Genomic DNA, 22148 nt, shown 5'->3' with positions numbered 1-22148 from the left:
CACACTACTGAACATCTGAACGGGTTCCGTTCCCGCTACGCCGTCAGCGCAGCGGGGGTGTGCTCTCACGGACGACCACATGTCCCTCGATCACTGAGACCTGCGGCTCTGGCGACCGCGGGCCCAGGCCCATCCGCAGCGCCTCGTCGGCCGCGCTCTCCCACGGCAGGTGCACGGTCGTCAGCGCCGGGGTCACGTCCCGCAGCGCCTTGATGTCATCGAAGCCGGCAACCGCGATACGGGGTGCGGTACCGCCCCTGTCCCGCAGGAACGTCAGCACGCCGAGCGCCATCGCATCGTTGACGGCGAAGATCGCATCGACCTCGATCGGCCGGCGGAGCAGTTCACCGGTCATCGCGTAGGCGGCGTCGCGATCGAACTGGCCGATCAGTACGCGGTCGGCCGGCAACGTGATCCCGGAAGCCGCCAGTCCCTCGATGAAGCCGTCGGTGCGTTCGCGCTGTGTCAGCCCGTGCTTGAGGCCGGAGATCACGGCGAAGTTGCGGTAGCCCAGGTCGACGAGCGTGGTGGCCATGTCGCGGCCACCTTGGTGATTCGCGTAGGAGACCGTGTCGAAGGGGAGCCCCGTCTGGGTGATGAGTACGACACGGCCCCCCTCGTCCTCGTATCGCTGCAGGGCGTCGACGAGATCGGGGATGGTGGCGTCGTCGGCCATCCGGCCCCCCGCCAGGACGAGGAGTTCGGGCCGGTTGCCACGCGCCATGTTGACCGCCTCCACCAGATCGGCCGGTTCGGTGCCGGCGGAGATCAGTGTGAACGGCAGGCCACGTCTCTGAGCCGCGGATACTACTCCGGCGGTGACCGGATTGGCGTAGTCGTCCGGCATGCCCTTGGCTACGAGGGTCACCCCTCGCCCGCGCCCGCGAGCGACGGTCTGCGCGGCGAGATTGGCCGTGTATCCCAGCCGCTTGGCCGCATCGAGCACCCGTTGCCGGTTGCCCTCCCGGACCCCGCGGTGGCCCCCGTTGAGGACTCGCGATGCTGTCGCCGGAGACACGCCCGCTAGCTCGGCGACGTCGGCCAGGCGTGCGGCACGCGCGAGCGGTGGCTCCTCCGCCATGGTCCTCCTGCCCTTGGGTCCTGAGGATCGATCGTATCCACGTCTCACTCCGGCGACGTCTGACCTCCTCATCGCGGGACCGGTTGTGTCGCGTGCTGGTGTTGTGCCGCCGCGGTGAGATGGTCAGCGACGGCGGCGCCCATCCGGCGTAGCTCGGTCCCCACCGATCCGGCTATATGCGGGGTGAGCAGCACGTGGGGGAGGTCGTAGAGCGGAGACTGCGCAGGTAGCGGTTCGGGGTCGGTGACGTCGAGGATCGCCTGAATCCGGCCGCTGACCAGTTCGGCCTCCAGAGCGCCGGCGTCGATGAGTGATCCGCGAGCGGTGTTGATGAGCGTCGCGCCGTCGCGTAGCAGCGCCAGCTCCCGGGAGCCGATCATCCGGTGCGTCTCCGGCAATACCGGGGCGTGCACGGTGACCACATCGGAGGATGCCAGCAGGGTGTCCAGGTCGACGCGCACCACCCCGGGCGGAAGGCCCGCTCGGGCGCTCGGGTGCGGGTCGTACAGGAGGGTGCGCAATCCCGGGAAGCTCTCGAGATGCTCGATCACCAGACGGCCGATCCGGGAGGCGCTGATGACACCGATGGTGCGGTCGTAGTTCCCGGCCACGGGGAATTCCTCCTCCCGGTCGACGACGGTGCGCCGGTGCCGGTAGAGCTGTTGAGCGCGGAACGTCTCCTTGTTCGCCAGCAGGATCATCGCCAGGGTGTACTCCGCCACCGGGACGGCGTTGACGTCCCCCACATCGAGGACCGTCAGGCCCCCGTATCCGTCGGGAAAGAGGTGATCGGTGCCACCGCCGGCGTGGACCACCAGGCGCAGCCGCGGTGCGCGGGCGAGGACGTCCGCGGTGAGTGGCGCGGTATCCCAGCCCGTCACGAGTGCTTCTGCCTGCGCGAGGGTCTGGTCGGAGGCCGGGGACCGGAGGTCATGCAGGATGTCACCGACCCGCCGTCCCTGGACGTCGCGCAGGACGTCCAGGGACGTGCCGAAGAGTCGTTCGGTCAGCCTGGCCGAGCCGACGGCGAGGGCGTAGTCGATCACAGAGTTCCTTCACGAACGAGGCCGGCGAGGAGCCGTGCGGGGATGAACGGGGTGAGGGCGGGCTGGCCGCTACTGGCCCGCGAGGTAGGCGTCGGCCTGCCGGTTCAGTTCTTCCTGCACGGTGGCCAGGCCGGCTTGCTCGACCGCATGCTTGAGGTTGTCCAGGCCCTCGTCCACGTCCACGGCACCGGCCCACAACGGGTTGCCATATTCGCCGATCGCTGCGGTGATCTGCGCGTGTTCGGTCTCGATCGCACTCAGGTCGGGGATGAACCCGGCGAACGGGTCCTGGGTGAAGTTGTTGTAGTCCTTGGACCACTCGAACCACGCCTGCTCCGACTCGCTCATGCGCGAGAACCGGCGCTCCAACGGGATCCGCCAGCTCAGGGCGTAGCCGGGGAAGTTCGCGTAGTCGCTGGTCGGCTCGTAGGCGTCCTCGCCGACGGGAGTCCAGTCGGTGCCTTCGACGCCGTACTGGAGCAGGTCGTGGTTCTCCTGGATCGATACCCAGTCCAGGAGTGCCATCGCGGCTTCGGCGTCGGCCGCCGCTGCATTGACCACCACCAGGTTGTCGGCCTGGAACGTCTGGTTCGGGCGGGCGTCCATCCCGTCGGCGAACGGCAGCAGCGTCACCAGGCTTGCTCCGGGCACGGCTGCCTCGAGCTGGCTCAGGTGGGCAGAGGTATTCGCACCATCGGTGATCGCCCAGGTGGTGGCAGCCCCACCGGATTTGAACAACGCCCCGGCGGTGGCGGAGTCGACGTTGAGCCGGTCGGCGTTGATGATGCCGTCCTCGTAGTAGCGGCGGGCACGGCGCAGCGCATCGACGTAGGGCTGGTGCTCCCAGAAGGGCACCGCGTCCGTCACGCCGCTGGTCGCGGCATCGCGGGAGGGGACGAACAGCAGAGAGTCGCTGGAGAAGTACAGCGGGATCATCGACGGCGATTCCCACCCTTCGGCGAACATCGTCCCGGTGGGAGCGCCGAGCACATCGAAGACCGAGTTGTTCTTCACGTAGCCGACGATCCCCTCGCCGGCGTGTACGTCATACCAGAACTGCTCCAGCTGGTCGAAGCTGGTGATCTCGCCGCCGGCGTAGCGGTCGATGAGGTCGCCGCGGGCGACGTAGCAGTGGATCCGGGCGGCGCTGTTGACGGCCGGGACGCCGTAGACGTTCCCGTCGCTCCACCGGTTGGCGTCGAACGCACTTTCGTCGACCGCAGCAGTGAGATTGCCGTAGTCCCCGCTCGCGAGCAGATCGTCCATCGGCTGCAGCGATCCGCCTTCGATCAGCTGGGCGATGTTGAGCCAGCGGGCCGATAGCGACGTCTGGAAATCCTCACCGGCGGTGAACTTCAGCAGCGACTGGTTGGCGAAGTTGCTCCAGTTGATGAACTGGGGCTCGATCTCGAACCCGAGGTCGGTGCGCAGTTTCTGGTTCACTGCGTCGCGGATCCGGGTCCAGTCCGTGGGTGTGTCCCCGGGGAGGAGCAAGGAGTAGGTCGAGCTCCCCGAGCCATTGCCATTGCCGGAACCATTCCCGCACGCGGCGAGTCCGACGGCGGTCACGGCCGCTCCGGTGCCGGCGAGGAACGACCGGCGGGAGAAGGTGTGGTGGGCAGACATCATGTTCCCTTCGTTGGGTGTGATCTGTGCAGGTGGGCCGCGTCAGCCCTTGGTGGCGCCGAGGGTCAGGCCCTTGACGAAGTACCGCTGGGCGAACGGGTAGGCGAGCAGGATCGGGCCGATCGTGATGACTGTCATCGCGAGTCGCATCTGGTAGACGGGTGCCGCGCTCGTGGTGCCGAGCTCGGCGGCGTTGGTGACCGAGGAGATGAGGTTCTGCAGCACCAGCTGCAGCGGGAACTTCTCCGGCTGGCTGAGGAACAGCAGCGCGTGGAACCACTCGTTCCAGAAGGTCACGGCGTAGAACAGAGCGATCACGGCGATCACCGGCTTCGACAGCGGCAGCACCACCTGGAAGAAGATCCGCAGCTCACCGGCGCCGTCGATCCGGGCCGCGTCGAGGATCTCCTGCGGTGTCGCCCGGAAGAAGCTCACCTGCACGAACACCAGGAACGGGGCGATCACCAGCGGCAGGATCACCGCGAACCATGAGTTCTGCAGCTGCAGGACCTGAGTGATGAGGATGTACATGGGCACCAGGCCGCCGTTGAACAGCATCGGGATGTAGGCGAAGACGGCCAGCGGGCGGCTGACGCGCGGCAGGCCGCGGGCGATGACCCACGCGATCCCGGAGGTGGCCGCCACCGCGATGGCTGTTCCGATGCCGGTGATGAAGATGGTGGCGCCGTAGGAGAGCCAGACCCGGGTGCCCTGGAACAGGGTGGTGTAGGCGTCCAGGGAGAAGGGGGTGGGCCAGAAGGAGTATCCGCGCTGGGAGAGTGCGCTCTCCGCCGTCAGAGATCCGGCCACCACCATCCAGAACGGGATGGCGCAGACCAGGCCGAAGCAGATCACGCCCGCGTAGCTGGCGATGGTGAACGGCTCCAGACGGCGGCTCTTGCGCCGAGAAGGGGGCCTCACCCTGGTCACGGGTGCTGTGCGTTCAACGGTGGCAGTCACAGGATCGATGTCTCCTTGGCGTAGCGGCGCTGCACCATCGTGGCGACGACCACGAGCACGAAGCCGACGACGGACTGGACGAGTCCGATCGCCGCCGTGACCCCGAAGTCGCCGCGGGTGCGCAGGGCGCGGAAGACGTAGGTGTCGATCACGTCTGTGGTCGGGAAGAGGGTGCCGTTGTCGCCGACGATCGCGTAGATGGTGGCGAAGTCGCCGTAGAAGATCCGGCCGACACCGAGCACGAGGAGGATGGCCGCGGTCGGTTTGAGCAACGGTGTGGTGATCCGCCAGGCCATCTGGGCCCGGCTCGCACCGTCGATCTCACCAGCCTCGTAGACCTCCTCCGGGATGGCGGTGATGGCGGCGAGGAAGATCACGCTCATGTACCCGCCGAGCTGCCACACCTTGACGAGGGTGAGGATCCACGGCCACGGTCCCGGTTCGGTGTACCAGGTCACCGAGGGGATGCCGAAGAGTCCGGCGGCGTCGTTGATGAGGCCCCCGCGGCCACCCGGTCCTGCCAGGAAGGCCTGCAGGAAGATGCTGACCACGATCGGCGAGACGAAATAGGGCACGAAGATCACCGACTGGAAGAACCGTTTGGTGACCTTGCCCCGGATCTCGTTCAGCATCAGTGCCAACATGACGCCGACCGCGAGCGTGGCGCTGAGGAACAGCACGTTGAGCAGCAGCGTGTTGCGCATGATGCGCGTCGCGTCGCCGGAGGTGAAGAAGAAGCGGAAGTTCTCCAGTCCCGCCCAGGGTGAGGCGAAGACCCCGTCGGCGACGTTGAAGTCTTGGAACGCGACGACCAGGCCCGCCATCGGACCGTAGGCGAACACCAGCAGCAGGATCACTGCGGGGGCCGCGAGGATCACCAGACCGTAGTCCCGGCGTTGTCGCGGGTTCCTGGCAGGACGAGGGCCCGGCGTCTCCCGGGTCGCTGTCTTGGGTGTGGTCTGCGGTGGCGCGGTCATCAGATCGCCCGAAGGTCGATGCGTGCCAGCGGCGCGGGGAGTGCCGGGAGCGTCACGGGATCTCTTCTCCGTCGAAGGGTGGTCGCTGTCTCGAAAGGAGACGCTATGACCGTTGCTGAAAGATGTCAAGAAAAACTGAAAGCGCATGCCGTATGGGTGATCGGCATGTAGTTGGCAAGGTTCTCAGGTTTGTGCGACCTGTTCGCGCCTCGATAGGGGCCCCTCCGCCGCGTCAGGCAGTGTCTCGTGGCATGATACGTGAATGCGCTTTCACTGCGTCGAACGGTCGCGATGCGATCGCTGACCCAGTCGCGAGCACCTGGTCGTACGGGGGTGCACGCGGACACCGGCTCTGTGCGACCACGTTCTCGGGTTGCCAGGCGCCGAGGAGTGCGTCCGCCAGTGGGAGGCATGTCCACCGAGTACCACCCCAGGTCGGCTGGTGAGCGGCGCGGCACGATCGTCGCGCTGCACGGGTTGAGGGAGAGTGCCGACACACTGCGCCGGCTCGCGAAGCACTGGGCTGCCCACGGCTGGGACGTGGTGGCGCCAGACCTGCGCGGACACGGTCGCTCGCCTCGATGGGACCCGGCCGACCCACTGCATCCTGGCGACCGTCTGCTCGCCGACGTCAGGGACGCCGTCGGACCATACCTGGCCCGAGCGGGGCGAGACGACGAAGTGGTGTTCTACGGGCACTCCGCGGGCGGGGCCATTGCCGCAGCCGCGGCCGAGCAGGCCGCGGTGGTGCACGGGGTACTGCTCGAGGATCCGTTCTGGCGGCTTCCGGTGACTGCATTTCAGGACCGGTTCGTGGCCGCACGAGCGGCGCGCGAGTTGCTCGCGTATCACGTGTGGGGGCAACAGCGGCTGGAGGCCCACGGTGCGTCTTCCCACCCTCGATGGCAGGTGTGGGAGGTGCGGCAATGGGCACGCGCCCAGCGCCAGGCCGACGCCCTGCTCGTGCGCAACGGTCACGTCATCCCGACGGCGCCGTGGCCGGACACCGTCTCTGCAATCGCCGCATCTGCGCCGGTGCTGGTGGTGACTGGAACGGCCCCCGATGTCGGGATGACGCCCGACCATCGGCGCGTTCTGGCCGATCGCGGCGCTGAGGTGGTGGCGATCGAGGGAGCCGGGCACTTCGTGCGGCGGGACAACCCCTTGGCCTTTGCGCGCACGACCGATGCATGGCTCGAACAGATCCGGACAGTGCCCGGTGTGCGGTCCGGTGCCGCTGTTCGCGGCCGGCCGGAGAGGGTGTCGTGGTGATTGTTCTCGCCACTGTCGGTCCGGCGTGATACGAACGTCTCGTGAACACCAGCACCGACACCCCCGGAGCCGAGGAGACCCCTCCGGCCACCCCGTTCCACGACCTCGACTCCTACATCGCCCTCCCGCGTGTGGGCGGACTGACGCTCTCACCGGACGGTGACAGCATCGTCGTGGGCGTCTCCACCCTGAACGCCGATGCCACGAAGTACCTGACCGCGCTGTGGGAGGTTGATCCGACGGGCGTCCAGCCGGCGCGGCGCCTGACGCACGGCCTCACCGGAGAGAGCGGGGCCGCCTTCACGGCTGACGGCGACTTGCTCTTCGTCGCCAAGCGCCCGACCGAGGAGACCGCTGAGGACAAGGCGAAGCCGGCGTTGTGGCTGCTTCCGGCCGCCGGCGGGGAAGCCAGTCAGGTGGCGACCCGCCCCGGTGGCATCTCCGGAGTGCAGGCCGCCCGGACCGCTGGCACGGTGGTCGTCACCGCCGATGCTATGCCCTCGGCCACCGATGAGGAGTCCGAGCAGGCCATCTGGGACGCGCGCGAGGAGAACAAGGTGTCCGCGATCTTGCACAGCGACTACCCCGTGCGGTTCTGGGATCACGATCTCGGCCCCGCCGCTCCCCGGTACTTCGCCGGCGAGGCGAGCACCCAGGACGAGATCGAGCTGCGCGACCTGACCCCCGACGCCGGCAAGCACCTCATCGAGGCCGAGGCCGATCTCGCCCCGGACGGCTCCGCCGTCGTGAGCACGTGGCGGGTGCCGCTGGGAAGGGGTGCCGTACGCACCCAGCTCGTTCGCATCGACCTGGCCGATGGCGGGCGCACCGTGCTGGTGGACGACCCGGAGGCGGAGTTCCTGACCCCCCGCATCAGCCCGGACGGGCAGCACGTCGCCTACGGCCTCGAGACGATCACCACGCCCGAGCGTGCACCTGAGGTAAGCCTGTGGGTGTGCGGGATCGACGGGTCCGCGCCGCGCCGGATCGCCGCGGAGTGGGACCGTTGGCCGGGTGAACCGGTGTGGCTGCCGGATTCGTCCGGGCTGCTGATGGCCACCGACGACGACGGTCGCTCGCCCGTCTTTCACGTCACCCTGGAGGGTGTGGTCACCCAGGTGACCGACGACGCTGCCGCGTACGCCAGTGTGGTTGCCGCACCGGATGGCGCGACGGCTTACGCACTGCGGTCCTCCTACGAGTTCCCGGCCGAGGTGGTGCGCATCGATCTGGACTCCGGGGACGTGACGGCGCTACGCGGTCCGGTGCCGCGGCCGGTGCTACCGGGAACGCTGCGCGAGGTGGAGGCGACCGCCGACGACGGCACGCGCGTCCGGTCCTGGTTGGCGCTGCCGGACGGAGCGAGCGCGGACGAGCCTGCTCCACTGCTGTTGTGGATCCACGGTGGCCCGCTCGGGTCCTGGAACGCATGGAGCTGGCGGTGGTGCCCGTGGCTGCTGGTCGCGCAGGGCTATGCCGTGCTGTTGCCGGACCCGGCCCTGAGCACCGGGTACGGGCAGGACTTCATCCAGCGTGGGTGGGGTGCCTGGGGTCAGGCGCCGTTCACCGATCTCATGGCTGCGACCGATGCTGCCGAGGCACTGCCGGAGATCGATCAGACCCGCACAGCCGCCATGGGTGGCTCGTTCGGTGGCTACATGGCCAACTGGGTCGCCGGACACACCGACCGGTTCGACGCGATCGTCACGCACGCCAGCCTGTGGGGCCTGGACGCCTTTGGTGGCACCACCGATGCGGCGTTCTACTGGACCCGCGAGATGACGCCGGAGATGGCGGAGCAAAACTCCCCCCACCGCGCCGTCGCCGAGATCCGCACCCCGATGCTGGTGATCCACGGAGACAAGGACTACCGGGTGCCGATCGGTGAGGGACTGCGGCTCTGGTACGACCTGCTCAGCTCCTCTGGGCTGCCCGCCGGTGAGGACGGCTCCACCGTGCACCGGTTCCTGTACTTTCCGGACGAGAACCACTGGATCCTCACCCCGCAGCACGCGAAGATCTGGTACCAGGTGGTCTCGGCGTTCCTGGCTGAGCATGTGCTCGGCGGCGAGGCGCCGGAGCTACCAGAGGTGCTCGGGTAGGAGCGCTGGTCGAGGCCGGCCGGCCCGTCAGCGGGCCAGGTACACGGTGTTGCTCGACTCACCACCGGTGAGCGGGTTGGCGAACGTGACCACCTCGGCCGCAGTGGAGCCGAACACCTGCGCGAGCACGGCATCGAACCGGGGATCGGGTGGGTCATCCGACCACAGCGCGAACACCCCTCCCGCGGTGAGGTGACGCTGCATCTGCCGCAGTCCCGCCGGGGTGTAGAGCTCGGCGTGGCTCGGGTGCAGTACGTGGCGCGGAGTGTGGTCCACGTCGAGCAGGATCGCGTCGTAGGTGGTCTCGGGCTCGGTGGTGACAAGCTGGAAGAAGTCGCGCAGCACCAGGTGGCAGCGGGGATCGTCGGCGAGGCCGGCGGTCTCGGGTAACAGGCCGCGGCGGTGCCAGTCGATCACCGGTTCGGCCACGTCCATCACCGTCAGGTCTGCCACGCGTGGATCGTTCAGCGCCGTGTGGGCGGTGTAGCCGAGACCGAGACCGCCCACCAGAACCCGTGCGCCGTCACGGTCGAGCGCGTCGAGGGCGAGAGTGGCGAGTGCCTTCTCGGCGACCGTGAACAGGCTCGACATCAGGTACTCCTCGCCCAGGCGCACCTCGTACACGTCGGTCTTCGCCGTGAGGTCGTAGCGCCGTCGGAGGCTGATCTCACCGACCGGAGTCTGTTGGAAGTCGAGCTCTTCGAAACGGGCTGCCATCAGGCAGTCCTACCACGCGGGGGAGCAGGTCAGGTGTGCTGCGGACGAGCCGTGCGGTGGGCTGACATGGTCAGTGCCACTCCAACGAGCAGCAGGAGTGCGGCGCCGGTGAGCGGGGTGCCGACACCTGCGCCGGTTTCTGGAAGTTCGGGGGCGCTTGGTTCGGGGTTCGTCGGTGCGGGGGTGCTCGGGGTGACCTCCACGGCGACGGTGTCGGTGAGGTTGCCGACGGTCGCCGTGATCCGGTGGGGGCTCGCCTCGGGAAAGGTGACCGTGAGGCCGTCGACGATGTCGGTGGACTGGTCGCTGGTGAGTTCGACTGTGTCGTCGTCGATCTCGACCGGGTTGCCGTAGGTGTCGGTTCCGTCCACGGTGAACGTAAGCGTTCCCCCGTCGATGACCTCGAGGCCGTCCGGTGCGCGCAGTTCGATCGCGGCCAGTGGTGCGGCGGTGACCTCGATGTCGCGTTCGGCCGGGGTGGGTGTGGCGAGATAGGCGCCGTCGGTGGATCCGAGGTAGGTGGCACTGACAGCGATGGTGCTGCCTGCGGTGGTGGGGAGCCCGTCGACTGTGGTGGTGGCCTCTCCCTCGTCGTTGACGTTGACGTCGATCGGATCCTGGCCGTCGATGGTGAAGCGCACCGTGCCGGTGAACGCGACATCGGGCTGGGCAACGCTGGAGGCACCGACACGGGCGCTGACCTCCACCTCGCCGTCGGTGGCGACGATCGAGTCAGGAGCTTGAAGGCTCACGTCGGTGTCTACGGCCGACCGCAGCAGCACGGTAGACGCGTAGCCAGCCGCCACGTCGGTGTAGACCATCCCCTCAGGCAACTCCGGCACATTCGTTTGCCCGAAGCCGCTGTGGCCGAAGGGTACTGCCTCGCCGTCTGAGCGCAGGAGCACGGTATGGCGGCCACCACCGGCGACGTCGGTGTAGGTCACCCCGGCTGGCAGGTCCGGCACGTCGGTCCGTCCGTCGTTGGTGGCGCCAAAGGCGTTCGCGTTCCCGTCTGAGCGCAGCAGCACCGTATGCCAGCCACCGGCGGCGACGGCGGTGTAGGTCACTCCGGCCGGCAGTTCCGGGACGTCGATCTGATGTTCGGCGTTGTCACCGAAGGCCACTGCCTCGCCGTCTGAGCGCAGCAGCACTGTGTGGTTGGTGCCGGCGGCGACGGCGGTGTAGGTCACCCCGGGCGGCAGGTCCGGCACGTCGGTCTTTCCGGAGCCGCTGTGGCCGAAGGCTTCGACGTTCCCGTCTGAGCGCAGCAGTATCGTCTGCCCCCAGCCGGTGGCGGCGTCGGTGTAGTGCATGCCCTCCGGCAGTTCCGGCACGTCCGTCTGCCCGTAGAGGTTGTCACCGAAGGCCACTGCCTCGCCGTCTGAGCGCAGTAGCACGGTGTGGTTGGTGCCGGCGCCGACGTCGGTGTAGGTCACCCCGGGCGGCAGGCCCGGCACGTCGGTCCGTCCGTCACTGCCGTTGCCGAAGGCCACTGCCTCGCCGTCTGAGCGCAGCAGCACTGTGTGGTTGGTGCCGGCGGCGACGGCGGTGTAGACCATGCCCTCCGGCAGTTCCGGGACGTTCGTCTGCCCGTACGTGTCGTCGCCGAAGGCGATCGCCGAGCCGCCGAGGACCTCTGGCTCATCGGCTGACGCCGGAGCGCTTGCCACTCCGGCCGCGAGCACGCTCGCGACCACGGCTCCCACGACAGTCCTGCGCATCCACGTCATGAGAACGAACATAGTGGACGAAAAGTCCGTTTAACAACGCAGGGTTCAGGGATCCATCCGGTTGCGGTGCGCCATCCGGGTGAGTTCAGTCATTGACACCGGTCCCGCCGGGAGGCCCGGCCGGGGTTCGCCCTGGGGCCGGAGCGCATCGAGGACGAGCACGCGCATCCGGGGTATCACGACCGAGCGCTCCGGGTCCCGGATCCACACGAGATCCGCGAGCATCCCTGCCAGCGACGCGATATCGGTGACATCGACGTCGTCGCGGATCGTGCCTGCCGCCTTCGCCTCCTCGACCGCTCCCGCGACCACCCCTGCGGTGGGGCTGACCCGCACCTCGTCGGGAAAGAGGCGCTGCACCCTGGCCCCGACCGTCCGGGCGACCGGAACATCGAGAGAGAACTGCACCGTCTGGTCGATGAAGGCGACGACACGTTCGTACGCGCCCTCGATACTGAGTAGTGCCTCGCCTGCTTCATCGACGCGTTCCTGGAGCCGGTGATACAGACCGAGGAGAAGATCGTCGCGGGTGGGAAAGTGGCGGTACACCGTCCCGATCCCCAGGGACAGGTCCTCGGCAAGACGGTGCAGGCTCACGTCGAGCCCTTCCGTGGCGAACACACCCTCGGCATGGTCGAGGATGCGATCACGATTGGCCAATGCGTCTTTGCGGGGGCGTCGGCGTGGAGCGGAACTAGTCACGTGGCGCAGTATGCCCGCCCGCGGAGTCGCCCGCCCTCAGTTGAGATCATCCAGCGCTACCTGGCTGCCGGTCACCTCGAGCCTGACCTCGTCGCCGATCACCTCGGCGGAGGTGAGGGTGAGCGCATCCGGAAGGGCGTCAGCCGGCACCTGGAGCGAGCCGAGATCCCCGAGCAGGTCGCCCGGGATCGCGTCGGCATCGACCTCCAGCCCGCCGAGGGAGAAGGTCTGCGGCTCGAGCTGGAGCTCGCCGTCGGAGACCACCGGTTGCAGGGTCGCCTCCAGGGGAACGCCCAGTACGGTCGCGCTCGCGACCAGGTCACCGCCGGTGATCTCGATTGTGACCCCCTCGGGTACGCGGCCCGAGGCCGCCACCGCAGCCTGAACGGTCGTTCCCGGCACGGTGGCGCTCACCGTGAGTTCCTCCACGGTTCGCGGCTCACCCACATCCACCCCTTGGGCGAGGACCTCCACATTGGCGACGTCCAGGCCCTCGTACCGGACGCCGTCGGCCGACAGCTCCACCGTGCTCAGAGAGCCGGTGATCACCTGCGGCAGGAACAGCGCCCCGGCGATCGAGACCTCAAGGCGCTCGGCGTCGGGGAAGGCGGTGCTCAACTCGGTACGGACCCGATCCTCCGCCTGCGCCACCGCCCACCGGTCTAGCGCGTAGGCGCCGCCGACCAGGACCAGCAGAAGCGCCAGCGTGCCGATCGCGGCCTTGCCCGAACGTGACATGGCGGTCACGATAACCGGCCCGCCTGGGACTCCCGGAATCACTCGTCGATATGGCTGCCGCGAACCGCCAGATCGACGTCGGATTCCGGGTCTCGGATGCGCGAGCTGAAAATCCGTGGCGCTCGCACCACGCCGCTGTCTACTGTCGCCGGCATGGGTATGTACATGGTGATGGTGCGTCGTGTCCGGGAACGGGCAACGGCGGTGGGGGTCGCACCGGCTGAAGGGCTCCTGGGCTGAGCGCATCGTCCGCGGTGCCGGGCTCGGTGGTGGTGAGCTCGTACTCGATCTGGGCGCGGGAACCGGGGCGCTGACCCGGCCCCTCGCCAGGCACGCCGGGCGAGTGATCGCGGTCGAGCTGCACTCCGGCCGGGTGAGCGGGCTGACGGCGGCCTTCGGCTCGTCCGATGCCGTCACCGTGGTGCAGGCGGACCTGCTCGAGATGCCACTACCGCGGCGCCCGTACCGGGTGGTGGCGAACCCGCCGTATGCGATCGGAGCTGCTGTGGTGCGCCGGATCACCGGCGGCACCAGATCGGCGCTGACGCGGGCCGACCTGGTGCTGCCGCGATGGATGGCGCGCCGGTACGCCGCCTCCCCGCCGTGCGGCTTCACCGCCGAGGTGGGCGCGCATGTTCCGGCTGCGGCGTTCGTGCCGCCACCGCGCAGCGACTCGGCCGTGCTGGTGCTGCGTCGGGTACGAAAACGACGGTGATACTGCCAACCAGGTCCGTTTGCGCGCCTGGTTGGCAGTATGACCGTCGACTTCATCCGGCGATCGGCCGGACCGACTCCGGGTCCACGCTGATCCACACCGAGCGCGCCTGAGCCAGCATGCGGTCGCCCTGCAGCAGCGCCGTGCCCGCGTGGTGCTTGCGCCCCTGGGAGGAGATCGGCCACGCGAGCACCACCAGCTCGGACCCCGGCTCGGGCAGCTCATCGACCTGGGCGGTCATCGTGCCGAGCACCATCGGCCGCCCGCCCACCCCCAGTGCCCATCCACTCGGGCAGTCGATGGCGGCCCATACGATCTCAGGCGTCACCTCGCGGGGAACCCAGGCCGCGGCGTACACCCCCTCGCGCACCACACCGGTGCGTAGGCACAACGCCTCGTTCGGATCGCGCTCGGTGCCGCAGGAGAAGCAGGTCGGAAAGGGATGATCCACCAGCCCGGCGTAGGAGTCGCCGGCCGCCTCCGCCTCCGCGAATTGCACTGGCTCGGGGACATCCTCCGTCTCCATCGGGGGCGCGAGCCGAGCAGAGGCGACTTTCACGTGCCCGTGCAGGGCGGTCAGCTCGCCCGAATCATGGCCGGTCGTTACCTGCATGGGCGTGTCCAGCGGCGGGGGAGAGAACAGTCGGACGGAGGCTGCGCCGTCGTGATCGGGCAGTAACGCGGCCAGGTGACCGCTGGTCCAGCCGCCGTTGCCCGAGTAAGGCGGACCGTTGAACTGGGAGGGAACCACGATGTCCATCGATCCACGGTACGCCGGTGACGTCACTCCAGCGCTGCGATCCGGTCGGCGATGAACTGCCGCTCCACCTCGTTCGCCGTCAGCTCGCTGGCTCTATGCCATGCAGCGCCCGCCTCCCTGGCGCGTCCGAGGCGGCTGAGCAGGTCGGCGCGTGTGGCGTGCAGCAGATAGTAGCCGTCCAGGTCGAGACCGTCGACGGCGGACAACGCCTCCGCAGGTCCACGCACCTCGGCCAGGGCTACTGCCCGATTGAGGGCGACCACGGGCGACGGGGCCAGCGTGAGGAGCTGGTCGTAGAGGGCGAGGATCTGGTGCCAGTCGGTCGCCCCGGCGGTGGCGGCGTCGCTGTGGACGGCTGCGATGGCGGCTTGCACCTGGTAGGGACCCGGGCGGTTGCGCTGGAGACACCAGCGCACGAGTGCCTGACCTTCATCGATCAGGCTGGCGTCCCACCGGGTGCGGTCCTGCTCTGCGAGAGGGACGAGGTCTCCGCCGGGATCGGTGCGCGCCGGCTGGCGGGACTCGGTGAGCAGCAGCAGTGCCAGCAGCCCGACCGCCTCTTCCTCGTCGGGCATCAACGCGACGAGGAGCCGGGCGAGCCGGATTGCTTCCGCGCATAGGTCGGTGCGCACCAGCTCGGCCCCGGTGCTCGGTGCGTAGCCCTGGGTGAAGATCAGGTAGATCACGGCGAGCACGGAGGAGAGCCTGTCCGGCAGGTCATGGTCGGCCGGCACCCGGTACGGGATGCCCGCGGTGGCGATCTTCTTCTTCGCCCGCACGATGCGCTGGGCGATCGTGGGCTCCGGAACGAGGAAGGCGCGCGCCACCTCGGGTGTGGTCAGACCGCCGAGTGTGCGCAGCGTGAGTGCGACCCGGGCCTCCGGGGCGATCGCCGGGTGGCAGCAGGTGAAGATCAGGCGCAACTGATCATCGGCCACCGGTCCCACCTCCTCGTGCTCGGGCGGAGGGTGCACCAGCAACGCCTCCGCATGCTTCTGCTCGCGCTTCGCCTCGCGGCGCAAGCGGTCGATCGCGCGGCGCCGGGCCGTGACCACGATCCAAGCGCCCGGGTTGGGCGGGAGGCGTTCGGACCAGGCCGTCAGCGCAGTTGTGAACGCCTCCTGCACCATGTCCTCGGCGAGCGTGAGATCGCCGCACACACGGGTGAGGGTGGCCACGCATCTGCCGTACTCCTCTCGGTAGATGCGGGCCACCATCTCCTCGGTGAGTGCCGAGCCGGTCACCGGTTCACTCGGACTGGAACGGCCGCACCTCGACCGGCCCCATGCAGGCGGCCGACGCGTCCTGCGCGAGTGCGAGTGCAGCGTCCAGGTCGGGCGCCTCGACCACCCAGAATCCGCCGATCTGCTCGCGGGTCTCGGCGAGCGGGGCGTCCGTCACGAGCCCCTGGCCTGTGCTGTTGTCCACGGTCGTGGCGGTACTGGGCGCCTCCAGGCCGCCACCGAACACCCACTGCCCGGCCTCGGTGATGCGCTTGTTGAAGGCATCCACCTGGGCGAACGCCTGCTGCATCGTGGCGTCATCGGAGTAGGGGGGCTGGTCGTAGTCGTGCCACACGGAGAGCAGGTACTGCGTCATCGTCGAACTCCTTGCGTCGTGGGGCGGGCCCGGTGCCCGCCTCTCATCATCTCCACGAACGAGGCGGAGCGATATCGACACGTGATCGCAGATTTCTGTTCTCGGTCCCCACAGTGCAACGCTTCGTGCCATCAGGGCGCCCCCTCGCGCATCGAGCACCTAGATGCTTGCATGGGGCGATGCCACGCGCTCGAGACATGCCCCGGACCCGTCGTCGGCGAGTAGTTCGGGGCCTGGGACTGGTGGTGCTCCTGGTCGGGCTGTGCTGGGCTCTGCTCGTACTGGTTGCCACGGTGGACATCGTCGACGACTGGACCGTGGGCGACGTCGCCGGCGTCGTGCTCGTGGGTAGTGTGGGTGTCGGGCTCGCTGCCGTGGGGTCGTACGTGCGCAAGCGCGCCACCGCCGGACTGGTCCAAGCGATGCGCGAGGATCTCGCAGATCTCGATCTCGAGGTCATGACCGCGTATGGGGTGGAGCTTCGTGGCGGTCGCTACTACCTGCACAGTTCACAGGCCGCCGTCGCGCGCTGGCTCTTCGCTGCAGCGCTCTTCGCGTTCTTCGCGGTGGTGGGCTACCTCGATGAAGGAATGCGCCTGGTGTATGTGTTCGGGCCGTTCGCTGTCGTCTTCGTGGTGATGGCCGTGCTGGTGGCTCGCGTTGTCTACGTGCTCGACGGCGAGGGAATCGAGGCGGGGTGGTTGCGCCGGCGCCGCTACTCGTGGTCGGACGTTCCGGTATTGGGTTCGGTGGTGCTGCGCTGGGGGATCCAGCAGGTGCGGCTCACGCGGGCCGGGGGTAAGCCCCGCGTGGTGATTCCCATCTCGATCCTGGAAGCCAGTGCGGTCGACACGGTGCGGCTGATCCGGCGACTGCGGGGTTTCTGACCCGGGGGTAGCGATGCCAGGTGCCGCGCGCTCAGTGCACCGCGTACCCTGCCGGGGTGCCTGATCCCACGACCCGCCTGCCTCGCGTGCGCGCCAGCGAGCTCATCGGCCGCGGCTGGTTGAACACCGGCGGCCGCGACCTCACCTTGGCCGACCTGCGCGGCAAGATCGTGCTCCTGGACTTCTGGACCTTCTGCTGCATCAACTGCCTGCACGTCCTCGACGAACTGCGGGATCTGGAGCACCGGTACGCCGATGAGCTCGTGATCGTCGGCGTGCATTCGCCGAAGTTCACCCACGAGGCCGACCCGGATGCTCTCGCCGCCGCGGTCGAACGCTACGGCGTGGCTCACCCGGTTCTCGACGATGCGGATATGACCACCTGGACGGCCTTCACCGCGCGAGCCTGGCCCACACTCGTGGTGATCGACCCCGAGGGATACGTCGTGGCCCAGCTCGCCGGGGAGGGGCACGCGCCGAGCCTGGCCGCGCTGATCACCGAGCTGATCCGCGAGCACGACGCGAAGGGCACCCTGCACCGGGGTGAGGGGCCGTACGTGCCGCCGGAGCCGCCGTCGACGGCCCTGCGTTTCCCCGCGAAGGCGATCGAGCTCCCCGGCGGCACCCTGCTCGTGGCCGATGCCGGGCACCACAGCCTCGCCGAGCTGGCCCCCGACGGCGAGACCCTGGTGCGCAGGATCGGCTCGGGTGAGCGCGGGGCCGCCGACGGGGCTCCGGACGAGGCCTCCTTCAACGAACCGAATGGCCTGTGCCTGGTGCCGCCCGAGCTGCAGCGCTCCCTCGGCTACGACGTCGTGGTCGCCGACACCGTGAATCACCTGCTGCGCGGGGTGCGGTTGGACGACGGGCACGTGAGCACCGTGGCCGGGTCGGGCCGGCCCTACCGGGTGGGGGCGCCGGACAACATCGACCCCGGCACGCCAGGCCCGCTGGGCCAGAATCTCTCCTCCCCGTGGGACGTGGCCTGGGTTGCGCGGCTCGGCGGATTCCTGGTGGCGATGGCCGGCACCCACACCCTGTGGGCGTTCGACGGCGAGCAGGGACACATCCAGCACATGGCGGGAACGATGAACGAGGGCCTGGTGGACGGCGCGCTCCCCCAGGCGTGGCTCGCTCAGCCCTCCGGGCTGGCTCCCGGCGCAGACGGCCAGGTCTGGCTCGCCGACGCGGAGACCTCGGCACTGCGGCTGGTGCATCTGACAGGCGGATTCGAGGGAGAGGTGAGCACCGCCGTCGGGCAGGGGCTGTTCGAGTTCGGTCATCGAGACGGCACAGCCGGCACTGTCGGCACTGTCGGCACTGAACCGCTGCTGCAGCACCCGCTCGGGGTGTGCCTCCTACCGGACGGCAGCGTCGCCGTCGCCGACACCTACAACGGTGCGGTGCGCCGCTACGACCCGATCACGCGTGAGGTCACCACGCTCGCCACCGGCCTCGCCGAGCCCTCGGACGTGCTTGTGGCAGGCGGCCGCCTGCTCGTGGTGGAGTCCGCCGCGCATCGCCTCACCGCCGTGCAGATCGGGCACGAGCTCATCCACGACGGCGCAGCTCACCACGTCCAGCGTCCGGTCACCGAGGTGGGGGAGCAGCTCGAGTTCCAGGTGCTCTTCACCCCGGCGCCCGGCACGAGGCTGGACGACCGGTTCGGCCCGGCGACGCAGCTGAGCGTCTCGTCGACCCCGCCTTCACTGCTCGCCTGGGGCCACGGCGAGGAGACCGACCTCCGCCGGACATTGCACCTCACCGAAGGGCAGGGGGTGCTGCACGTAAGCGCTCGTGCGGCTGCGTGCGACGCAGACCCTGCGGTGGAGTTCCCGGCCTGCCACCTGGCGCAGCAGGACTGGGGGATCCCGGTGCGGGTGGTCGACGGTGGTGAGGCGGAGCTGACGTTGCCACTGTTCGGCTGAGCGGCTTCTCCTGTCGCGCAGCAAGGGTACGGTCGCCCGATCAGGCGGCCGGCCGGAACCGCTTCCCTAGGTCGGTGAAGACCGCTTCGTTGAACGCGAACGCGTCACGCGCTTCGGTCACGAGGCGCTCGCGGCCGGCGTCATCGAGAGGGAGGGCGTCGAGGGCCTCACGATAGGAGGCCTTGAACGGGGGGATCTTCTCGATCTGGTCGAAGCTGTAGAAGCTCAGCCCTGTGGTCAGGGCGTAGTGGCGCTGCATCATCGTCTTGATGACCTGACCGCCGGAGAGGTCGCCGAGGTAGCGGGTGTAGGCGTGGGCGGCGTATCCGGGCAGATCGTCGATCGCGTCCATGCGTTCGATGTAGCGGCGGGTGGCCGGTTGGATCTCGGGGACGGCGCCTGTGAGATCGGTGAGATCGGTGAGATCGCGGTGCAGGGCTGGTGAGCGGGCAAGCTCGGGGCGCACCAGTGCCGCGGCACCGGGCTGGTCCTTGATGCGCTTGCCGAGACGCTCCAGCGACGCGTAGATGGCGCGGTGTTGCCTCACGAGCGCGGTGAACGCAGCGAGCGGGAGGTGACCGGCCATCAAATGGGTGACGAACCCGGTGGACTCTGCACGGGAGTGTGCCTCGCCCGTGGCCTCCCGCAGGAGAGCGCTGATCGGGAGTTGCATCGAGGTGATCGACATGGGGCCTCGTTCTGACAGAGTGTCGTGACAGTGTGTCATCACCCTAGGTGAGGTCGACCTAAGTTGGCAAGTGGTCTCGATGTTAGCGAAACATCAACGTTGCGAAAAGAGGGTGTTGCGCGGTCGCCGGCGATCGTGACGGTGGCTGCGTGGTGGACGCGCGAAGGTGCGAGCGGTGGGCGCGCGAGACCCAAAGGCGCAAGGCGCACGGTTCGAGGTGCGGCGTGCCTGGGAGCGGCGTGCGAGGTTCCAGGTGGGAACGCCTGGCCTGAATGGTGCGTGGATGCTCAGGCGGGCGTGAGGGCCGTTTCGCGCATCCCCACGGCGCGCAGCACGAAGTGCTCGGTGGCCTCGATAGCGCGGCTCCGTTCGGGTTCGGCATCGGGAAAGGTGCGGCCGGACAGGCAGGAGTTGATCAGCGGGACGACCGCCTCAACGTCCTGATCGGGCAGCCGTCCGGCGGCGATCCCGGCGCGCAGGATCCCGGCCAGCAGTTCGGCGACCTGCCACACGTGCTCGCGCAGGCGGGCCTGGGTGCTCCCGGAGACGACGGAGCGTAGGTCTGGGCCGGACGTGACGTGGTAGACGGTCTTGAGGTTGATCTGCTCGCGCACGTAGACCCGCAGCTGCTGCTCGGGATCGTCCACGTCCTGCAGCGACACCCGCAGGTCGGCGACGAACTTGGCCGTCTCGTGCTCAATGAAGCTCAGCAGCAACGCTTCCTTGTCGGGGAAGTGGTTGTAGACAGACGTCCGTCCGACCCCGGCAGCCGCCGCGATGTCGGCGAGGCTGACCGAGTCGAAGCCGGACTCGGTCATCAGGCGTGAGAGCGCGCCGAAGAGCTGGGTCCGGACGTGCTCACGGTGCTCAGCGAGCGTGGAGCCGATGATCTTGGGCACGCCGTCATCATCGCATTTCGTGACAGATGCCGCGAATCAGTCGGAAAATTCGTTCCCTCGACCGATGGCTCGCACGGCGTGGACCACGGGGAGGTCTGGTTCGAGCCATGGCACGTCGAACGGATTCTCGAGCGGTAGCCACCGCAGCGCGTCATGGTCGGCGAGGGGTTCCGGGGTGCCGTCGGTGATCCGGGCGAACCAGATCCGCATGGCGTGGCCATGCAGGATGGGCCAGTCGCCGCCCGCTGGGCCAGGGATCCGATCGCCGAGCTCGACCGAGACCCCGAGCTCCTCATCCAGCTCGCGACGCAGGGCGTCGAGGTCATCCTCGCCCTCCTCGACCTTGCCCCCGGCGAACTCCCACTGACCCGCCAGTGACTTCGGTGCGCTCCGGCGTGCGGCAAGCAACTGGGCCGGGCGATCGAGGTCGTCCACGATCGCCGCGGCCACGACGAGGCGGGAGTGGGAGGCGGCAGTCACACCGCGATCGTAACGGCGCGCCTGCACGCTCACGGTCGCAGGTTGTCCACAGTGCTTGTCCACAGGTGTGTGTACACCGGGCATCCGTGCAGGTCACGGCTGTGGACCACGTGGAGACAGGTGACCAACGAGGTGAACGACGTGCGAACGAGCGACGCGAGTGCATGCGATCACGCCGATTGTGGTCGGAGCCCGCGGTCGGGCTGTTCACCGGGCGTTCCACGTGCACCCGGCTGGAGAGGCGGCGAGCCGACTGGATGGGCTGAGAGGGTCGGTTGTCGATGTGGAGATGTGGGGGTTGTCCACAGATTTGCTCCACAGGTCTGTGCACAGATCGCGTCCTTGCAGGTCACGCTGTGGACAACGCTGTGCACCGCAAGCGGGGTCAAAACTCGTCCTCCGAACCCCTTGCGCCGGAGTGTGACGCGGACTACACATGACACATCGAGTTCACCGACTCGGTCGCAGAAGGCGGGACGGACGTCCTGACGGATGCGGGTCCGATATCCACGAGCGCCGCAGGGGAAACCTAGGCGGTCGACCGGGGAAGACGGATCGGCAGCCTGAAGGTCACCATTCGCTGAACGTGACCGGACCGCTCCGCAGGAGACTGCGGGACGGGCGGCGTGAGATCGGATCGCACCGAACGGATTCCGTGAGGGGCGAGCCGAGATCACAACCGCGAGGTTCCAGGGAGTGATCCCGGGGAGTGTGAGAGCGGCGGACCGGGAGACCGGCCGGCGCAGGAGTTCCCCGGACGGACCTGGACCCATGCGGAGCACGAACCAGGGACGCTTGGGACGTGCAGCGCAGGGATGTGAGGAGTTCGCTCCACACGCCCCGCGTCGTGCCCCCTGCGGGACGCTGCAGGACGGCGCACCCGGCCGAGGGACTCGAGTTCACCCGGGATCCCACCGATGATCGCTTCGGCTTCAGGTTGCGGCGAGGCGTGCAGACGCTGATTGGATGGCCCCGGATGGATCCTCTCCTGAGTTGTGCCGCCACCCCTCCGGTGGCGCAGGCGGTCGACTGAATCGTCGAGAACCTCAGGAGATGAGCAAGGCCCCTCGGACGCCTATTCCGAGGGGCCTTCGCTCTGCCTGCTCCCATCATGGCGGCACGTCCGGGCCGGATCAGACCAGACACACCGCCCGCCGGCGATCGTTCGTGTGATGTTCACCCCACCCGCTCGGCGAGCCGGCGGACCATGAGCCTGCCGACTGCGCGCCTGCCGCCCTGTC

Annotated in this window: 20 protein-coding genes; 5 read left to right on the top strand and 15 right to left on the bottom strand. The window is 68.6% G+C overall.

Translation table 11 applies throughout. The annotated features are described in order from the left end of the window. Positions 1-43: 43 nt before the first annotated feature. From IM660_RS18025 to IM660_RS18005, 5 genes are all read right to left on the bottom strand, one after another. Positions 44-1081 carry a LacI family DNA-binding transcriptional regulator gene (locus tag IM660_RS18025; RefSeq protein ID WP_193497142.1) on the bottom strand — a complete coding sequence of 346 codons (1038 nt, stop codon included), beginning with the start codon at positions 1079-1081 and terminating at the stop codon, positions 44-46. A gap of 68 nt (positions 1082-1149) precedes the next feature. Further along, positions 1150-2127 carry a hydroxyacid dehydrogenase gene (locus IM660_RS18020; RefSeq protein ID WP_193497141.1) on the bottom strand — a complete coding sequence of 326 codons (978 nt, stop codon included), beginning with the start codon at positions 2125-2127 and terminating at the stop codon, positions 1150-1152. Positions 2128-2196: 69 nt separating this feature from the next. Next, positions 2197-3756: a DUF3502 domain-containing protein gene (locus IM660_RS18015; protein ID WP_193497140.1), complete on the bottom strand. Its 1560-nt coding sequence runs from the start codon at positions 3754-3756 to the stop codon at positions 2197-2199. Between the two features lie 39 nt (positions 3757-3795). Further along, positions 3796-4713 carry a carbohydrate ABC transporter permease gene (locus IM660_RS18010; RefSeq protein WP_159618244.1) on the bottom strand — a complete coding sequence of 306 codons (918 nt, stop codon included), beginning with the start codon at positions 4711-4713 and terminating at the stop codon, positions 3796-3798. Beyond that, on the bottom strand, positions 4710-5690 hold the full coding sequence (locus IM660_RS18005; protein WP_193497139.1) for an ABC transporter permease: 981 nt from the start codon (positions 5688-5690) through the stop codon (positions 4710-4712). The genes IM660_RS18010 and IM660_RS18005 overlap by 4 nt, the downstream gene beginning before the upstream one ends. A gap of 411 nt (positions 5691-6101) precedes the next feature. On the opposite strand from IM660_RS18005, the gene IM660_RS18000 reads away from it, so the two are divergent. Continuing rightward, complete coding sequence (locus tag IM660_RS18000) at positions 6102-6962, top strand: alpha/beta hydrolase (RefSeq protein ID WP_193497138.1); 861 nt, start codon at positions 6102-6104, stop codon at positions 6960-6962. Between the two features lie 41 nt (positions 6963-7003). Then, complete coding sequence (locus IM660_RS17995; RefSeq protein ID WP_193497137.1) at positions 7004-9064, top strand: S9 family peptidase; 2061 nt, start codon at positions 7004-7006, stop codon at positions 9062-9064. A 27-nt stretch (positions 9065-9091) separates the two neighbouring features. Here the strand turns inward: IM660_RS17995 and IM660_RS17990 are convergent, their stop codons facing one another. Genes IM660_RS17990 through IM660_RS17975 form a run of 4 tightly spaced genes read right to left on the bottom strand, consistent with a single transcriptional unit; the run spans position 9092 to position 12951 of the window. Then, complete coding sequence (locus IM660_RS17990) at positions 9092-9781, bottom strand: spermidine synthase (RefSeq protein ID WP_193497136.1); 690 nt, start codon at positions 9779-9781, stop codon at positions 9092-9094. A gap of 29 nt (positions 9782-9810) precedes the next feature. Then, a complete protein-coding gene (locus IM660_RS17985; protein ID WP_193497135.1) occupies positions 9811-11502 on the bottom strand; it encodes an RCC1 domain-containing protein in 1692 nt (563 codons plus the stop codon). A 54-nt stretch (positions 11503-11556) separates the two neighbouring features. Beyond that, complete coding sequence (locus IM660_RS17980) at positions 11557-12213, bottom strand: TetR/AcrR family transcriptional regulator (protein WP_193497134.1); 657 nt, start codon at positions 12211-12213, stop codon at positions 11557-11559. Between the two features lie 36 nt (positions 12214-12249). Continuing rightward, complete coding sequence (locus IM660_RS17975; protein ID WP_193497133.1) at positions 12250-12951, bottom strand: LmeA family phospholipid-binding protein; 702 nt, start codon at positions 12949-12951, stop codon at positions 12250-12252. Positions 12952-13132: 181 nt separating this feature from the next. Here IM660_RS17975 and IM660_RS17970 point away from each other — a divergent pair, with 181 nt between their 5' ends. Next, positions 13133-13666 carry an rRNA adenine N-6-methyltransferase family protein gene (locus IM660_RS17970; RefSeq protein ID WP_193497132.1) on the top strand — a complete coding sequence of 178 codons (534 nt, stop codon included), beginning with the start codon at positions 13133-13135 and terminating at the stop codon, positions 13664-13666. 52 nt (positions 13667-13718) lie between these two features. On the opposite strand, the gene IM660_RS17965 is transcribed toward IM660_RS17970, so the two are convergent. Genes IM660_RS17965 through IM660_RS17955 form a run of 3 tightly spaced genes read right to left on the bottom strand, consistent with a single transcriptional unit; the run spans position 13719 to position 16025 of the window. Continuing rightward, complete coding sequence (locus tag IM660_RS17965) at positions 13719-14426, bottom strand: hypothetical protein (RefSeq protein WP_193497131.1); 708 nt, start codon at positions 14424-14426, stop codon at positions 13719-13721. A 23-nt stretch (positions 14427-14449) separates the two neighbouring features. Next, positions 14450-15643: an RNA polymerase sigma factor gene (locus IM660_RS17960; protein ID WP_193499507.1), complete on the bottom strand. Its 1194-nt coding sequence runs from the start codon at positions 15641-15643 to the stop codon at positions 14450-14452. Between the two features lie 31 nt (positions 15644-15674). After that, positions 15675-16025 (bottom strand): YciI family protein, encoded by a 351-nt coding sequence (locus IM660_RS17955; protein WP_193497130.1) that lies wholly within the window; start codon positions 16023-16025, stop codon positions 15675-15677. A 179-nt stretch (positions 16026-16204) separates the two neighbouring features. Here IM660_RS17955 and IM660_RS17950 point away from each other — a divergent pair, with 179 nt between their 5' ends. Together IM660_RS17950 and IM660_RS17945 are read left to right on the top strand one after the other, a co-directional pair. Then, entirely contained in the window at positions 16205-16912 is a 708-nt protein-coding gene (locus IM660_RS17950) for a hypothetical protein (RefSeq protein ID WP_193497129.1), read from the top strand. Between the two features lie 56 nt (positions 16913-16968). Further along, the gene (locus IM660_RS17945) at positions 16969-18840 is read left to right on the top strand and encodes an NHL domain-containing thioredoxin family protein (RefSeq protein WP_193497128.1); all 1872 of its coding nucleotides are present in this window, start codon (positions 16969-16971) and stop codon (positions 18838-18840) included. A 40-nt stretch (positions 18841-18880) separates the two neighbouring features. Here IM660_RS17945 and IM660_RS17940 read toward each other — a convergent pair whose 3' ends face one another. The 3 genes from IM660_RS17940 to IM660_RS17930 form a co-directional block, all read right to left on the bottom strand. Further along, positions 18881-19528 (bottom strand): biliverdin-producing heme oxygenase, encoded by a 648-nt coding sequence (locus IM660_RS17940; protein WP_193497127.1) that lies wholly within the window; start codon positions 19526-19528, stop codon positions 18881-18883. Positions 19529-19815: 287 nt separating this feature from the next. Beyond that, the gene (locus IM660_RS17935; protein WP_193497126.1) at positions 19816-20427 is read right to left on the bottom strand and encodes a TetR/AcrR family transcriptional regulator; all 612 of its coding nucleotides are present in this window, start codon (positions 20425-20427) and stop codon (positions 19816-19818) included. Positions 20428-20463: 36 nt separating this feature from the next. Continuing rightward, positions 20464-20907 carry a (deoxy)nucleoside triphosphate pyrophosphohydrolase gene (locus tag IM660_RS17930; protein WP_246465023.1) on the bottom strand — a complete coding sequence of 148 codons (444 nt, stop codon included), beginning with the start codon at positions 20905-20907 and terminating at the stop codon, positions 20464-20466. Between the last annotated feature and the right edge of the window lie 1241 nt (positions 20908-22148).

This window comes from Ruania alkalisoli (assembly GCF_014960965.1).
Taxonomy (GTDB): domain Bacteria; phylum Actinomycetota; class Actinomycetes; order Actinomycetales; family Beutenbergiaceae; genus Ruania; species Ruania alkalisoli.
This window is presented reverse-complemented; position numbering and strand designations above follow the sequence as displayed.